The 14,603-nt window shown below is 43.5% G+C and carries 15 protein-coding genes; 8 read left to right on the top strand and 7 right to left on the bottom strand.

Translation table 11 applies throughout. The features are described 5' to 3' along the window. Window positions 1-3 precede the first annotated feature (3 nt). From F941_RS09400 to F941_RS09390, 3 genes are all read right to left on the bottom strand, one after another. Window positions 4-732, bottom strand: coding sequence for a fimbrial biogenesis chaperone (locus F941_RS09400; RefSeq protein ID WP_005010522.1), 729 nt, complete (start codon window positions 730-732; stop codon window positions 4-6). A gap of 305 nt (window positions 733-1,037) precedes the next feature. Next, window positions 1,038-1,529 (bottom strand): spore coat protein U domain-containing protein, encoded by a 492-nt coding sequence (locus F941_RS09395; RefSeq protein ID WP_005010521.1) that lies wholly within the window; start codon window positions 1,527-1,529, stop codon window positions 1,038-1,040. 214 nt (window positions 1,530-1,743) lie between these two features. Then, complete coding sequence (locus F941_RS09390) at window positions 1,744-2,229, bottom strand: hypothetical protein (RefSeq protein ID WP_005010520.1); 486 nt, start codon at window positions 2,227-2,229, stop codon at window positions 1,744-1,746. 227 nt (window positions 2,230-2,456) lie between these two features. Between F941_RS09390 and F941_RS09385 the strand changes: the two genes are divergently transcribed. Next, the gene (locus F941_RS09385) at window positions 2,457-2,738 is read left to right on the top strand and encodes a hypothetical protein (protein WP_005010519.1); all 282 of its coding nucleotides are present in this window, start codon (window positions 2,457-2,459) and stop codon (window positions 2,736-2,738) included. A 328-nt stretch (window positions 2,739-3,066) separates the two neighbouring features. Next, window positions 3,067-3,747, top strand: a complete 681-nt coding sequence (locus F941_RS09380; RefSeq protein WP_005010518.1) for a LuxR C-terminal-related transcriptional regulator — start codon at window positions 3,067-3,069, stop codon at window positions 3,745-3,747. 18 nt (window positions 3,748-3,765) lie between these two features. Here the strand turns inward: F941_RS09380 and fabR are convergent, their stop codons facing one another. Beyond that, complete coding sequence (gene fabR / locus F941_RS09375; RefSeq protein ID WP_026253432.1) at window positions 3,766-4,458, bottom strand: HTH-type transcriptional repressor FabR; 693 nt, start codon at window positions 4,456-4,458, stop codon at window positions 3,766-3,768. A gap of 143 nt (window positions 4,459-4,601) precedes the next feature. Between fabR and F941_RS09370 the strand changes: the two genes are divergently transcribed. Together F941_RS09370 and F941_RS09365 are read left to right on the top strand one after the other, a co-directional pair. Continuing rightward, the gene (locus F941_RS09370) at window positions 4,602-5,669 is read left to right on the top strand and encodes a ferredoxin reductase (RefSeq protein ID WP_026253433.1); all 1,068 of its coding nucleotides are present in this window, start codon (window positions 4,602-4,604) and stop codon (window positions 5,667-5,669) included. A 15-nt stretch (window positions 5,670-5,684) separates the two neighbouring features. After that, window positions 5,685-6,779 carry a fatty acid desaturase family protein gene (locus F941_RS09365; RefSeq protein WP_005010513.1) on the top strand — a complete coding sequence of 365 codons (1,095 nt, stop codon included), beginning with the start codon at window positions 5,685-5,687 and terminating at the stop codon, window positions 6,777-6,779. 103 nt (window positions 6,780-6,882) lie between these two features. On the opposite strand, the gene F941_RS09360 is transcribed toward F941_RS09365, so the two are convergent. Further along, the gene (locus F941_RS09360) at window positions 6,883-7,545 is read right to left on the bottom strand and encodes an HAD-IB family hydrolase (protein ID WP_005010511.1); all 663 of its coding nucleotides are present in this window, start codon (window positions 7,543-7,545) and stop codon (window positions 6,883-6,885) included. Then, the gene (locus F941_RS09355; RefSeq protein WP_005010509.1) at window positions 7,512-8,720 is read right to left on the bottom strand and encodes a DUF1615 domain-containing protein; all 1,209 of its coding nucleotides are present in this window, start codon (window positions 8,718-8,720) and stop codon (window positions 7,512-7,514) included. The genes F941_RS09360 and F941_RS09355 overlap by 34 nt, the downstream gene beginning before the upstream one ends. Before the next feature lie 537 nt (window positions 8,721-9,257). On the opposite strand from F941_RS09355, the gene pgaB reads away from it, so the two are divergent. From pgaB to dusB, 4 genes are all read left to right on the top strand, one after another. Then, window positions 9,258-11,246, top strand: coding sequence for a poly-beta-1,6-N-acetyl-D-glucosamine N-deacetylase PgaB (gene pgaB, locus F941_RS09350; RefSeq protein ID WP_005010507.1), 1,989 nt, complete (start codon window positions 9,258-9,260; stop codon window positions 11,244-11,246). A gap of 11 nt (window positions 11,247-11,257) precedes the next feature. Then, entirely contained in the window at window positions 11,258-12,550 is a 1,293-nt protein-coding gene (pgaC, locus tag F941_RS09345) for a poly-beta-1,6-N-acetyl-D-glucosamine synthase (RefSeq protein WP_005010504.1), read from the top strand. Next, a complete protein-coding gene (gene pgaD / locus F941_RS09340; RefSeq protein ID WP_005010503.1) occupies window positions 12,540-12,956 on the top strand; it encodes a poly-beta-1,6-N-acetyl-D-glucosamine biosynthesis protein PgaD in 417 nt (138 codons plus the stop codon). Before pgaC ends, pgaD begins: the two co-directional genes overlap by 11 nt. A 282-nt stretch (window positions 12,957-13,238) precedes the next feature. Next, window positions 13,239-14,282 (top strand): tRNA dihydrouridine synthase DusB, encoded by a 1,044-nt coding sequence (gene dusB / locus F941_RS09335; RefSeq protein ID WP_005010501.1) that lies wholly within the window; start codon window positions 13,239-13,241, stop codon window positions 14,280-14,282. Between the two features lie 66 nt (window positions 14,283-14,348). Here the strand turns inward: dusB and F941_RS09330 are convergent, their stop codons facing one another. Beyond that, the gene (locus tag F941_RS09330) at window positions 14,349-14,543 is read right to left on the bottom strand and encodes a hypothetical protein (RefSeq protein ID WP_005010499.1); all 195 of its coding nucleotides are present in this window, start codon (window positions 14,541-14,543) and stop codon (window positions 14,349-14,351) included. Between the last annotated feature and the right edge of the window lie 60 nt (window positions 14,544-14,603).

Raw genomic sequence — 14,603 nt, 5'->3', positions numbered from 1 at the left:
TCATTACTCCGACACATCAAATTGCAGTGTTTTAGAGTCTGCTGTTTGAACAATAAGCTTAAGGTTTGAATCAGGCTTAACAGCCAATGTATTTAAATCAAATGCAACTTGTTTATGCGGCAAAACATACTTCAGTTCTTGGGAATTAAAAATTTCTTTTCCAGCAGCATTCTGTAGTTTGAAACCCGTGATTTGAAAATGGGCGGTACCTGAATTTTTTGCCAGCAGCACTGGCTGATTTTTATTGTTTTTCGCCAGCTGAAAAGACATCTCAGGCTTAAAGTTCGTACCAGCAAATAATGGGACATTAAAACTGTAAGCATATTTTAAGCCTTTAGCTTTCTCGGCATCAGGAAGGGGAATAAATTTGATCCGCCAGGCGGCTTCTTGCTGCAGCTGCATGGACGCAATAGGCTGCTTGAACCCCATGCGGATAATGCGCTTGCTGTTCGGTTCAAGCATAAAAGTAAGCGGATTGATCATCAACTCTGTATCTGGAGTTAAGAGTTCATGGCCCTTGTCATCCTGCGTCCAGCGGAATACATGAACTTCATAGCTTTGCGGCGGTTCTTCATTTGAAGAAATCACATTCATCGTGGTTGTGCGCTGCCCATTATCGCCAGTGATGAAAAGCTTGATTGGAAAAATAGACAAATCAGCATGTGCGGGGATGCTGACTGCCCCGATTGAAGCAATAAGCAGGCACGATAATTTGTTCAAGATGGAAGGCATTTATTCTTTTTTCCCCTAATAAATCTAAAAATCAAAGCAATTCAAAAACAGCTGCAGGTCTTTTCTGGCACATAAAAAGCCCTTCGGGAGAATGAATCGGCTTGATGGAAGTATATGATTTTATAAACAAAATAAATTAAACATTCCGCAGCGCAGATTTAATTTACTCATGACTTCAGATGATTTATTTAAAATCAGTTCGGTTCAATTACAGGCTTGCCAGCTAAAATATTTTGAGGCAGCATGGCTTAAAAATACATAAGTTAAGAAACATAAAATGAATTTATGTTTCTTAATAAAACCAATTAATAGGATATTTCAATCGTAACTTCGTCGGTGTAGTCTGTTGCAAGTAATGAGGACAGCGAAAAAGCTGGAGCGCTTGCGGTTAATGTGTAAATTTCAGGCGTGGCTGACAGCCCCGCTGTAACTTTAGTGCCTGCCGCATTATTCACAGGCACATTGCGTAAAGGGCTGGATAAGGTAATTGGATATGAAATAAGTGAGGTTCCTTTAGGGCCGGCATAGCGCAGCCATGATTGATTTACAGAACCGCTAGAGTTCTTGGTTTGGGCCGAAATTGTATAATCCGCATTGCACATGACGCTGAAAGTTTCGTTTACAGGCGTGCCATCAACTGGCAGCGACTTTGCAACTGTCGTGCCGGCTTTGGAGAGCGTACATGCGGTTGGAACAGTCAATGTATACTGCACAGTGACACTTTGTGTTGCTGCATGCGCTGCAAAAGCGCTTGTTCCAAGCAGCAAGGCGCTGGTTAGTTTGAATAGTAATTTCATGTTTTTAATTTCCCAAGGCTTAAAAAACGGGCTGTGTTATAGCTGAATAAAAATATATTTATAAAATGTTAAATATATGATTGAGTTTAGATTTGAATGATTTTTAGGGAATAACTAAATTTAGGTATTTTGAATTCATTCGGCGCATTGTTTGATCATCAGCCTGATGAATAAAACCTAATAACCCAAAACCTTAATATTGAATGACGCAGCGCTACCATTCAACTGCGGATAAAGTGAGGCTGGCTCTGTAAGTGCCGACTGGATATTGTGCTAAATCTTTATAGTGAGAGGAAGAAAGTTCTGCATAAGTGTTCAGGTTTTTGGTTTGGCTTGAGCTGTTGAAGTGGACGTTGAAATCTGCATAAGCATTTGCGGCGGTCATTGATGCACCTACGACAGGATAGTTGCCATCCCAATCTCCTCCGATTCTGGAATAGAAGCTGACCGGAATATAAACATCGGGTTTGCCGTCTAAACGGAAGACTGAACTATTGCCTGCGGGATTAGACCATTGAAAAGAAGGGCGCACTCGAATTTTACAATTTTTAAAATTTGCAGATACGCGCCCAGCTTGAGCGTAATTTAAATTAACATTTGTGACTGGCGCCGTAACGGTGCAGTTGTCGGCGTAGCTGTTCAATGTAAACGTGCAGCTGAGTATTGCGCTTAAAAAAGCTAAATTTTTAATTTTGAGCATGAGCAGTCAGCTTTAACTTATTTCATAGTAAGTGAAACTATGCTGCTGCAATGCAGTTTTAGCGATACCTAAATTTAGGTATATATCATGAATTTTCGGCCCGCATGAAAAATACTTATTTTTAGGTATGCCCATGAAAAATTAAAATGACTATAAAAATAAGCGTTAAGTATTCCATCAGGCAGTATTTAACGCTTATAAAGCATTATGATAACAAGGAAAATATTATGAATCATGCAGTTGGCGCTTGGAGTGCGAAAAAAACTCCACTGTTGGGCAGTCCAGTATGGAAAACATTTGATGAAATTTTTTCAAAGCTTCTGGGCTGTGAATATACCTTAACGGCTTATTATGAGCAGGTTGTTGCTGGAACGCATTACTGCTTTGAGGTGGAAGTTAAGCCAATTTACCCGAATGCTGTTAATACAACTAAGTGGGCTTTAGTTTTTAAACCGCTGGAAGGCGCTGCAGTATTGGAAGGCTTCTACGATACGCTGCCAATCAAGTAAGCTGCTTGAAGAAATACTAAAGGCTGCGCAGCTTTTAGTATTTCTGATCCGCTGAGCTGCATAAAAAATCAGAACTGTACAGCAGCCTGATATTTTTTTAATAAAGTTTCTATTTGGAAAAAGGCCTTTCTAGCCCAGTCATGATTCAATGCGGCGACACGCGAGAATCCGCCTAAGCTGTTCAGTTGAATTTCCGCCTTTTGGCTTGCTAAGCTGCTAAAAATTATCTAAAAAAAGAGTGAATGCCTAATCAATAAATCCCCAATTCTAGGGATAGGAATTTTACAAAATATAGCAAAAAATATAAAAAAATATATCGGACAGTAAAATGCTGAATCTGAACTTCCCTTTACTTAAGCCAATACTGATTCTGGAAGATGATCCAGCACATCAGTCTAGAATTTATAACATTTTGGAAAGTTTTGGTTATGAAAAGCAGGATATTTTATTTTCTCAAACAATTGATTTTGCTAAAAATATCTGCCGTTCAAATCCAGTTGAATTTATGCTGGTAGATTTAAATCTGCCTGATGGCAGCGGTATTGATTTTATTCAAAGCATTCGGGATAAAATTGCAAGCACTGTTCCAATTATGGTGTTTTCTTCATGGAATACATTCGATGTTATTTATAAAGCTTTGCATGCGGGTGCAACAGGCTATGTTTTGAAAGAAAAAGATGATTTTGAACTCATGTTCTCTATACGGACCATGCTAAATGGCGGTGCAATTATTGATCCGGTGATTGCAAAGAAAATTTTAAAAAATTTAACCTCAACTACTATTCCATCATTAGAGCAAAATGAAAAAAATGATTTTAATTTATCAGCGAGAGAAAGGGAGATATTGGCTTGCGTAGCAACAGGCTTAAGCAACCGTGAAATTGGTGCCGAACTCAATATTTCAAAATTTACGGTAGATGTGCATGTAAAAAATATTTATCAGAAATTAGCTGTGAATTCTAGAACTAAAGCTATTCACGCAGCCAAGCAGATTGGATTAATCCATTAAGGCTGCGCTATTTACAATCTAACGAATCTTCGCTTCATCCAGATGGCGAGCGCCTTCCAGAATCATCCGAATCATAATCATGGTTTGTTCGGCCACTTCTTTGCGTTCATCTGCCGGCAAATCAATCACTTTTGCGCCCATATTAAATACCAGCTGCGTAATGCCCTTGGCGACAATGTCCGGATGCGCCAATTTGCTTTGGTTGAGCCTTTCCAGAACAATCAGGTCTTCTTTCAGCTCTTGCTGGAAAAAGTTCAGCTGGCGTTCGACCGCCTGCTTGTACGATGCTGAACCTGTATAGCCTTCGCGCAGCAATAGGCTTAAATTGCCTTTATCAATATTGAGCTGCTCTATAAAGACTTCAACAGAACTGCGGATAATACTGTTCTGTTTAGATGCTTTCAGCCGCGCTTCATGCAGAATTTGACGCAGCACCAAGCCTGAACGGTCAATCAGTTCAATAGCCAGCTCATCAATATCTTTGAAATGGCGGTAAAAGCTATTTGGCGCAATGCCGGCTTCCCGTGCGACTTCACGCAGGCTCAATGAGGCGATGCTTTTTTGCGGACCAATTAAATGCAATGCTGCTTGAAACAGTTCTTCTTTTGTAATGGTCGCTTTACGGCCAACTGTGCGGACAGCATTTGTTTCAGGGATTGCTTGTTCTTGGAGCATAGTACCTATTTTCGCTTTCAATGCAGACGGAGTCATATTTTTCAAGGGATTAGAAACCATACCATATTATCGCAAAAGCTTACAGTTTTTGTAGGGTTTAGATAAAATGAACGAATATATATACAAATATATATACATGTGTATAATAATTATAAAACCGCAATGAGATGTCTATGACAATGCATGCACTTCAGAAAACGAAACAGCCTTTGAGTTTCTTTACAGAAAGCGTTATCGACTTCAATGCTGTCAATTTTTGGCTGCAGAAATTCAATCCGCTTTGGTCAAGCAATCAAGCTTTGGCGAAAGTCGTGCATAAGGAATTTGCCGCGGATGACATGGTCAGTTTGACTTTGCAGGTCAACCGCCATTTTAAATTCGGTGAAGCAGGTCAGCATCATCCAATATTTGTAACGGTCAATGGCGTGCGTTATGAACGGACTTACAGTTTGACTCAATTGGATCATCAGCATGTGCTGCTGAGTGTAAAAAAAGTAGAAGCAGGCAAAGTTAGCACATGGCTGACAGAGCAGGCAAAAGCAGGCGATATTCTTGAATTTGGCATTCCATTCGGTGACATGACCGTTCCAATGGATAAACCTTTGGTTTTGCTGGCGGCAGGCAGCGGCATTACGCCGATGTACAGTTTGCTGAAATCCTTGAACCAAAACAATCAGCTCAACGCACAGCCGATCCAATTGATGTATTGGGTAAAGCATTATGAAGATGCGGCGTTTAAAGCGATTTTTGAACAGTGGGCGGAAATAAACCCAAATTTCAGTGTTCAGATTTTCTATACACAAGAAGCGGATCACGATGCGCGCTTGAATGAAGCTCATGCGGCTGAAATTGCAGATTTAGAGGAAAGCGCAGTCTTTGCTTGCGGGCCTTCAGGCTTTTCTGGCAAAGCAGAAGAATTATTTGCTCAAACTGCGCAAGTGTTTAAAAGTGAAGCATTCAGTATGAGCCTTGCGCAAACTGACGATATTGGCTTTGTGAATGTTACATTAACGCAATCCAATAAAGTGGTCAGCATTCCAAAAGGCCAGTCTATTTTAGCGGGCTTGGAACAGCAGAATCTTAAGCCGACACATGGCTGCCGGATGGGCATCTGCAATAAATGCGTGTGCAACAAGGCTGAAGGCGCAACTAAAAATTTACTGAACGGCGCACAAAACTCAGAGCCTGGCAATGCATTGAAAATTTGCGTGAACTCGGCCCAGTCCGATCTCGTGATTGATTTATAAGGTAGGACAATTAACATGAATATGCCTGTAAAATTTGAATATTTTAAAAACCCGAAAAATCGTGAGCTGAGCCAGGCTGACTTGGATAATCTTGCGCTTGAGCTGGATGCCATTAAGCAAGAAGTGCTGGATGATATTGGTGAAAAAGATGCCAAATATATCCGCCGCGTGTATTCAACGATCCGCTATTCGTCATTGGCAGGCCGCGCGCTGTTATTTGCAGGATGGTTTCCGCCGGCGTGGGTACTGGGCACAGGCCTTCTTGGCTTTGCCAAAATTATGGAAAATATGGAATTGGGCCATAATGTCATGCATGGCCAATATGACTGGATGAATGATCCGAAGTTCCATGGGCCGAGCTACGAGTGGGATATTGTCGGCACTTCAGACAACTGGCGTCAAACCCACAACTATAAGCATCATACTTATACCAATATTAAAGGCATGGATGATGACATCGGTTATGGTATGGTGCGCCTGTTCCCTGAGCAGCGCTGGAAACCGGGCTATCTTCTACAGCCGCTGTACAGCATTCCATTTTGTTTGCTGTTCCAATGGGGGGTTGCCATTCAGAACCTAGAAATCGGCAAACTGCTGTATGGACGCAAGACTAAAGCGCAGGCCAAAGAAGAATGGAAGCCGATGCAGAAAAAAATCACCAAGCAATTGTTTAAGGACTATGTCTTTTTTCCATTAATTGCCGGACCAGCGGCTTTACCGGTCTTTACTGGAAACTTGGTTGCAAACGGAATCCGAAATATTTGGACTTTCAGCATTATTTTCTGCGGCCACTTTACCAAAGATGTGGAAGTGTTCCCTAAATCTGTACTGCAAAATGAAAGCCGCGGTCACTGGTACATGCGTCAAATCCGTGGTTCTTCAAACTTAACAGGTTCAGAGGCCTTCCATATTTTAACTGGCCATTTAAGCCATCAAATTGAGCATCACTTATACCCGGATGTTCCGGCGCGCCGTTACCGCAAAATGGCGCCAAAAGTGCAGGCAGTTTGTGAAAAATATGGCTTGAACTATAACAATGCCAGTCTGGTTAAACAGTATGGCAGCGTCATTAAGCGTATTGTGAAATATGCGTTTCCATTTAAAAAGTAAGCCGTATGCAATATAAATTGCACAATAAAAAAGCCATGCAATGCATGGCTTTTTTATTGTGCAGAATTACGTTGTTTTAAGATTGAATCAGTTTAGGAATGATTTAAGGTGTATGGGCATAGCTGCTTGAGGGAGGATGAGTCAATTTTGGCAGATCTGCATCGTTTCCAACCATAAAGCGGTGGTTTGCCAGTTCCAGCATTTCCTGATCTTCAAAACTGTTGCCATAGGCATAGATATTGGCGTAATCCTGCAGATTGAATTTTTCTAAAATGCGCAGTTTTTTCTGTTCACCGCTGCAGTCTGCAGTCTGATAGTGCCCTGTAATTTTTTGGTTTTTAATTTCGACTTCAGAGCAGATTAGGTCTATGCCTAATAATTGGCAGATGGGTTTTAAATACAGATCGACTGACGCGGAAACCAGCGCGACATCATGTCCTAAATTTTGATGTTCGCGCAGCTGCTTGAGCAGGGCAGGGTTCAGTGAGTCCAGCAGTTTTTCGGCATATTCTTCCGCGATGCGCTGTACATCAAGCGCATCCGAATTGCTGAACATGGCGCGGTACAGTTTTGGGCGCATGGCATGCGCGGGGTAAAGATTTAAATAGTAGCCTTGAATCCACGGCAGGATTTTAATCCCTTGACGGACAATATGCCGCTTCCGAAGCGAATAAAAAATAAACCCTGTAAAACTGTCTTTGCTGCACAGGGTTCCATCAAAATCAAAAAGTGCTAAATTTTTAGATGCTTTATTCTGTTCATGCATGTTTGATAGCGTCCGTTTACTCTGCTCGCGAACCAATTGGTGTTGTATTCTCTGCTCAGTTTTGGCCCCGAAATGACAACCTCCGGCATCATGGCATAAAAAGGCTCTTTGCCGGTTTTTTCTTTGTACAACTTGGTGACAGCACGGTAGGTGGCTGTATCTTCAAAATCTTGGTCTTTTTCTTTCTTTAAATCAGCTCTGATTTGGCGCGGCGTCAAAATCACGTTATTGGCCGAAAAGACTTTAAGCAATTCGCGTTCAGATTCACTTTTTGCTGAACGCGGCGAGCCGTCTTTATCATACAGCAATAAGTCACCATCCAGACTTAATTCGGCTTCTGTCAAATCATTCAGCATGCTTTGAAAGGCCGCATTGCGGCTCGAATAGCGCCCTGAGTTGTAGTCGGCAAAGCGGTAAATAGGCTTATCATAATCAGCCGGGTACATCATGAGGCGGTGGATGCCGTAATACATGCCGCCGTACTGGGTATACATATCTGAACGCAGTTCAGCGATACTGCCGCCTTGGCGTTTATGCGCTTTGGCATAGCCAATATGAACCTGCATAGAACCCAGAGTGGTAATAGGGTTCATTTTTTCACCAATGTCCTGACCGACCAGCTTGGCTGCGCCGGTTAATGCGCTGACATGGTAGTGCTTAGACATATAGTCAAAAATTTCGCGGTACAGCTCGTCCAGCTGACGTTCTGTTGTGACTTTGCGCATTTGGCTTAAATAGTTATTGTCTGGGCTGGGCTGGGTTTTCAGGACTTCTTCAAAATAGCCCGCCATTGTACCGCCAATACCGTCGCCTAATTTTTCTTTAAACTTCTCGTCCAAACGGGTTTGCACTTCTTTAACCGCTTTTTCACCGAGGCCCGGCACTTGCGGGTCAGCAACAAAGTTGGATTCCTGATCAATCACAGCCACAATCGAGCAGATGTTTTGCTTGGTCTGAGGAATGCCCAGCTGATCAGTAATGTCGTAAATATCTTGCGCCCAGGATGAGCGGTTTTGCACACGCGGCGGAATCGCCTTGCGGATTTGTTCTGCATTTAAGGTGGGCTCATCATTTTTAGACCACCAAGACCCATTGCCGCAAGCCGCTAAACTGATTGAGAGGGCCAAAACAGATATTGTTCTAACACTGGCAGAGTATGCAAAAGTTTTTTTCATATCGTAGAAAGCATGTTCCGAAAAGATGAGCCGCAGGGGCAGTATACTATGGCTGCTGGCAAAAGGATGAACTAATCTTGTATCCTTCTTGAAAATACAGCAAGTTTTTGGCCTTTGTCTATGCTGCTGAGCAACTATTTTATTGGTGCTGTTTTGTTGCATATCTTCAGGTTATTCGGCAGTTAATGCGGCTTATCATATCGGCAATGATTTGCAGGTTCTAAGGCTTGTCAGAAGCTTGAAGTGCAGAAAGCGGACATTCACATACCTGTGAAAATGCCGCAGCGCGATGAGGCGCCAACGAATAAAATAATACAGTTTGAGTGTTTCATGCCTGCAGTGGGTATAGGTGGTTTGTTAAATAGGATTTTCAGTCTAAATTGCTCTTCTGCATGGTGATTTTAAGATTCATTTCATCTTGAGTTGGTAAAAAGTATAAACGGAAACTGAACTTGAATTTTTGTTAAGGAAAACGAAAATATCTGGATGATGTAAGTTCAAGATTCAGTTTCTGCTTTTAATTTTGAGCAAATCTCCATGAAAATTCGTTTTCTTCTTAATATTCTTGCAGCATCACTTTCAGCCTCTGTATTTTACACCCCTATGGCATGGGCGAAAGCAGCATCCAGCGACCAAACTTTGACTGTGATTGGCTATCATGAAATTATCAATAAGCAAAATGCGCTCATTCCTGAGTATGCTGTAAGTTCGGCTCAATTTGAAAAGCATATCGAATGGCTGAAAAAGAATGGCTATCATTTTATCAGTGTCGATCAATTGCTGCAGGCGCATGCAGGCAAAGCACGCTTGCCCGTTAAACCGGTATTATTGACCGTAGATGACGGCTATGAGTCTTTTTATCAAAATGCTTACCCAATCATTAAGGCCAATAAAATACCTGCAGTGCTGGCTGTGGTCGGCTCTTGGCTGGAACCGGCGGAAAATCAGAAAGTCAATTTCTCAGATGAGATCATTCCGCGCAATGCAATGCTGTCGTGGGAACAGCTGAAAGAAATGCAAAACAGCGGTTTGGTTGAAATTGCCAGCCACAGCTACAATCTGCACCGCGGTATTTTAGGCAACCCGCAAGGCAATTCAGAGCCGGCTGCGGTAACACGCCTCTATGACCCGAAAACAGCCTCTTATGAAGATGACCTGCATTATCAGCAGCGCATTACTGAAGATTTAAGGCACAACAATCAGCTTTTGAAAGCGCATGGCATTCAATCACCGCGTGTGATGGTTTGGCCTTACGGACGCTATAATTTGCAAACAGTGTCTATTGCCAAGCATTTGGGCATGCCGATAGCCATTAGCCTGGATGATGGCGCTGACTCTGCAAAAAGCGCGCTGAACCAATTAAACCGGATCTTGGTAGACGGCAATATGTCCACCAGTGATTTGGCGCAGGAAATTGAAAACCGGCAGAAGAATTTGGGTGATAACAACCGCCCGCAGAAAATCATGCATATTGATTTGGACTATATCTATGATTCGAATCCTGCACAGCAGGAGCGGAATCTCAGCAACCTGCTGGACCGCATAGAAACCATGAAAGTGAATACAGTGTATTTGCAGGCGTTTTCAGATCCTGATGCGAATGGCTCTGCGGATATGGTGTACTTCCCGAACCGCTATTTGCCAATGCGTGCGGACTTATTCAACCGGGTGGCTTGGCAGATTCAAACCCGCACCCATGTCAGCCGTGTATATGCGTGGATGCCTTTGCTGGCGTGGGAGCTGCCAAAAAATAATCCGGTGGCGGATGATGTTGTCGTCACGCAGCAAAGCGGCGACAGCGCACATTTAAATATGGGCTATAAGCGCCTCAGCCCTTTTTCTTCAGATGCGCGTAAAACCATTGCCGGCATTTATACAGATTTGGCAAAGTCTGTGCCTTTTAATGGAATTCTGTTCCACGACGATACGACTTTGTCCGATTATGAGGATGCCAGTCCTCAAGCCATGCAAGCCTATGCGTCTATTGGGCTGCCAAGTGATCTGGCCGTAATCCGCAGCAATGATGCCGATTTGCAGAAATGGACCGCGTTTAAAACAAAATCGATTGATGACTTTGCTTTGTCTTTGGCTGCGGATGTCCGCCAGTATCAGCCATTTCTGCTGACTGCGCGTAACCTGTATGCGCAGGTTGCGCTAAAGCCTTATGCGGAAAACTGGTATTCGCAGTCTTTAGAGGAATCTTTAAGACGCTATGATTTCACGGCCATTATGGCGATGCCATATATGGAGCAGGCGCCGAATACCGCGCAGTTTTATCAGGATATTGTCAATCGGGTTGAAAAATATCCAAATGGCATTAAGAAGACTGTATTTGAACTGCAGGCGGTAGATTGGCGCAGCAATCAAAAGATTCCATCCGATGAGATGGCTAAAACCATTCAGTCCTTGTATGAACAGGGTGCAATGCATGTTGCCTATTATCCGGATGATCCGATTAAAGATCATCCAGACAGCAGCGTAATGCGCAAAGCCTTTGATTTGAAATCAAGCAAACTTATTCCTTAGAGGAATTGATTATGTCGGCATTTCAGCATTTTTGGCATTCGGCTTTGCACTTTGTTTTTTATTATCCATTGTTTATGTCATACCTTTGGATGGTTGGGGCACTGATTTTCTACTGGAAAGAGCGCAAAGATCCGCCGTATCAGCAGCCTGCAGCTTTAACGGAATATCCCAAAGTTGCAGTTTTGGTGCCTTGCTTTAATGAAGGTGACAATGCGGAAGAAACACTCAGCCATGCGCTGGCGCTGCAGTACCCGAATTTTGAAGTGATTGCGATCAATGATGGCAGTTCTGACAATACGGCAGAGGTTTTAAACCGCCTCGCCCTGCAGCATGAAAAGCTGCGCGTGGTGCATTTGGCGCAAAACCAAGGCAAAGCGATGGCCTTGCAGGCGGGCAGTTTATTGACGGATGCCGAATATTTAATTGGCATTGATGGTGATGCGCTGCTCGACCCGCATGCGGCGTCATGGATGATGCGCCACTTTCTTGAAGATGAAACCGTGGCCGCTGTAACCGGAAATCCGCGTATCCGCACCCGTTCCACATTAATCGGGCGGATTCAGGTCGGTGAATTTTCCTCCATTGTCGGCATGATTAAACGTGCGCAGCAAAGCTTTGGCAGGCTGTTTACGGTATCGGGGGTCATTACCGCTTTTCGTAAAAGCGCTGTGCACTCTGTTGGATATTGGTCGCCAGATATGCTGACTGAAGATATCGACATCACTTGGAAGCTGCAGCGGGCAGGCTGGAATATCCATTTTGAACCCAATGCACTGGTTTGGATCCTGATGCCTGAAACATTGAATGGCTTATGGAAACAGCGCCTGCGCTGGGCCATGGGCGGGGCGCAAGTGCTGCTGAAAAATATTGATGTCTTGATGAAGCCGCAGCTGAATTTCTTATGGCCGTTGATGATGGAACTTATTTTGACTCTGGTTTGGTCCTATTTGATGCTCCTCTTGGCCGTGGTCTGGCTAGTGCATTTTATTGTGCCTATCACCGGTGTTGGAGATGTCGGTTCACCATTTTTGCCGTATGGAACGGGGATGTTGCTGGGGGCAACCTGCCTGCTCCAATTTGCGGTCAGCAAATGGATGGACAGCCGTTATGAGCCCGCCTTAGCGAAGAATTATTATTGGATGATTTGGTACCCCTTTGTATTTTGGCTGATTACCATCACCGCAAGCATTGTGGCTTTTCCAAAAGTTTTAAAATTAGGTACGGGGCAGCGTGCGCGCTGGGTCAGTCCAGACCGCGGCATACGCATCAACAATTCATTAGAGAATAAAACAAATGAAAAATAACGGCTTAATTATTGATTTGCGCCGTCATCTGCCATGGCATAAGCGCTATGCATCCAGTACCAGTACGGCCGTGATGTGGGCGGTATGGCTGCTGCTGTGGCGTCCGGTGCTGCTGGTTGCAGGTTTCATCAGCCTGCAAAAGCACCATGTATTGCAGCATTTATTCGGCGCTTTTGGTTTGGGCCTAGAGCACGGCATAACCGCATTGCTGGCCTGCGCAGCAGCTTTACTGCTGTGGTCTAACTATATGCCTGCTAAGACTGTGCAAAAAACACAGCAAAAAACCATGACCGATTATGTGCATCATTTTAATGTGCCTGTACAGGAAGTGGAGCAAGGGCGCCAGCAGAAAATCAGTATTGTTCATCATGATGAACAGGGAAAAATTGTGCGCATTGAAACTTAAATTTTGAATCGCTTGGCTGAATGTCCTGACTGCTGCATCCAAAACTTTCACAGTCAGGGCTTATTATATTTGCTCAGCATTGGCTAGAGTTTTTGTGCAGAAAGTTTTAGACTTGCTTCCCATTGAAATTTCTCCTTCAAGGGCTGTCACGTTCTCTTTGCTTGTATATCAGCATGGCGGTTTCCTTTGCAGGCTATTTAGAAAACGGCGTTTTCTATTTGGCCATTCAGCAAGGCATTTTGCACAACGTACAGCATCATCATCGCGCGTGGACACTTTTGCATGACTCAGCATATTGTAATCAAAGAATTGTTTGATAAACCTATTGGGAAAAAACTATGGGTTGCGCCGATGGCGGGCGTCACTGACCGCCCATTCAGAACATTGTGCAAATACTTTGGTGCAGGCCATGCAGTCAGTGAAATGATGACTGCAGATAAAACGCTGCGTATGAGCAAAAAGAGTTTATACCGCGCGAATTTTGATGGTGAAATTGCGCCAATTTCAGCGCAAATTGCCGGTTCAGATCCGCAAGAGCTTGCTGAAGCAGCGCGCTATCAAGTTGCTAATGGTGCGCAGATTGTTGATATTAATATGGGCTGCCCTGCAAAAAAAGTCTGCAATAAGCTGGCAGGTTCCGCTTTGCTGCAGGATGAAGATTTGGTTGCGCGTATCTTGGATACGGTTGTGGCAGCTGTAGATGTTCCGGTCACGCTGAAAACACGCTTGGGCTATTTAAATGGACATGAAAATATTATGCGTGTTGCAAAGCGCGCAGAAGAAGCGGGTATTGCCGCCTTAGCCTTGCATGGCCGGACCCGTGAAGACATGTATTTAAACACGGCTCGCTATTCGCTGATTAAAGACGTGAAAAGCATGCTGAACATTCCAGTGATTGCCAATGGCGATATTGACAGCCCTGAAAAAGCTAAATATGTGCTGGATTATACAGGTGCGGATGCCGTGATGATTGGCCGCGCTGCGCAGGGGCGTCCGTGGATTTTCCGTGAAATTGCCCATTATCTGGAAACAGGCGAGTATTTGACTGCACCTAATATTGAAGAAGTCAAAACTGTATTGCTTGGCCATTTAAGCGAGCTGTATGAGTTTTATGGCGAATACTCAGGCTGCCGGATTTCGCGCAAGCATATTGCCTGGTATACCAAAGGCCTGCGTTCCAGCAATGAATTCCGTCAAAATATGTACAAGGTGGAATCCACAGCCGATCAATACAAAGTTGTTGAAGAATATTTTGACCATCTTTTAGCGCATGGCGAAATTATGAGTGATGTGCAAGCAGAAGCTGTAAATTTATTGGATCATTAATTTTTGAACAGCATCTATTCTTATGCCTAAAGAGGTTTAAAAAATCATTGGCATACATTGCATCATTTATTTTATGTTTTGAGGCGGAGCTTCAATTTTAGCCAATGCGTCAGTTTGACTTTGTGCGGCTGGATCCGTTTTGACCTTTTCTGGGCTCAATTGCACAGATGAATTGCTGGCGGCAGCATGGTCTGCCTTAATATGCATCGCTGTATCCGCTGAGAAACCGATTAAAACCAATGCAAGCAGAGCGATAGCCATAGTGTTGAACTTTTATTTAAATTATTGTGTCTAAATTTACATAATTATAACGAAATGCGG

Source organism: Acinetobacter bouvetii DSM 14964 = CIP 107468 (genome assembly GCF_000368865.1).
Lineage (GTDB): Bacteria > Pseudomonadota > Gammaproteobacteria > Pseudomonadales > Moraxellaceae > Acinetobacter > Acinetobacter bouvetii.
The sequence above is the reverse complement of the archived record's forward strand: the minus strand, read 5'-3'. Positions and strand labels throughout refer to the sequence as shown.

Bases quoted from the DNA above. Each gene is read 5' to 3' on its own strand.
- F941_RS09370 (WP_026253433.1), top strand. From the start codon at position 4,602: ATGCATGCACTTCAGAAAACGAAACAGCCTTTGAGTTTCTTTACAGAA.
- F941_RS09365 (WP_005010513.1), top strand. From the start codon at position 5,685: ATGAATATGCCTGTAAAATTTGAATATTTTAAAAACCCGAAAAATCGT.
- F941_RS09395 (WP_005010521.1), bottom strand. From the start codon at position 1,529: ATGAAATTACTATTCAAACTAACCAGCGCCTTGCTGCTTGGAACAAGC.
- dusB (WP_005010501.1), top strand. From the start codon at position 13,239: ATGACTCAGCATATTGTAATCAAAGAATTGTTTGATAAACCTATTGGG.
- fabR (WP_026253432.1), bottom strand. From the start codon at position 4,458: ATGACTCCGTCTGCATTGAAAGCGAAAATAGGTACTATGCTCCAAGAA.
- F941_RS09400 (WP_005010522.1), bottom strand. From the start codon at position 732: ATGCCTTCCATCTTGAACAAATTATCGTGCCTGCTTATTGCTTCAATC.
- pgaB (WP_005010507.1), top strand. From the start codon at position 9,258: ATGAAAATTCGTTTTCTTCTTAATATTCTTGCAGCATCACTTTCAGCC.
- F941_RS09355 (WP_005010509.1), bottom strand. From the start codon at position 8,720: ATGAAAAAAACTTTTGCATACTCTGCCAGTGTTAGAACAATATCTGTT.
- pgaD (WP_005010503.1), top strand. From the start codon at position 12,540: ATGAAAAATAACGGCTTAATTATTGATTTGCGCCGTCATCTGCCATGG.
- pgaC (WP_005010504.1), top strand. From the start codon at position 11,258: ATGTCGGCATTTCAGCATTTTTGGCATTCGGCTTTGCACTTTGTTTTT.
- F941_RS09330 (WP_005010499.1), bottom strand. From the start codon at position 14,543: ATGGCTATCGCTCTGCTTGCATTGGTTTTAATCGGTTTCTCAGCGGAT.
- F941_RS09385 (WP_005010519.1), top strand. From the start codon at position 2,457: ATGAATCATGCAGTTGGCGCTTGGAGTGCGAAAAAAACTCCACTGTTG.
- F941_RS09380 (WP_005010518.1), top strand. From the start codon at position 3,067: ATGCTGAATCTGAACTTCCCTTTACTTAAGCCAATACTGATTCTGGAA.
- F941_RS09390 (WP_005010520.1), bottom strand. From the start codon at position 2,229: ATGCTCAAAATTAAAAATTTAGCTTTTTTAAGCGCAATACTCAGCTGC.
- F941_RS09360 (WP_005010511.1), bottom strand. From the start codon at position 7,545: ATGCATGAACAGAATAAAGCATCTAAAAATTTAGCACTTTTTGATTTT.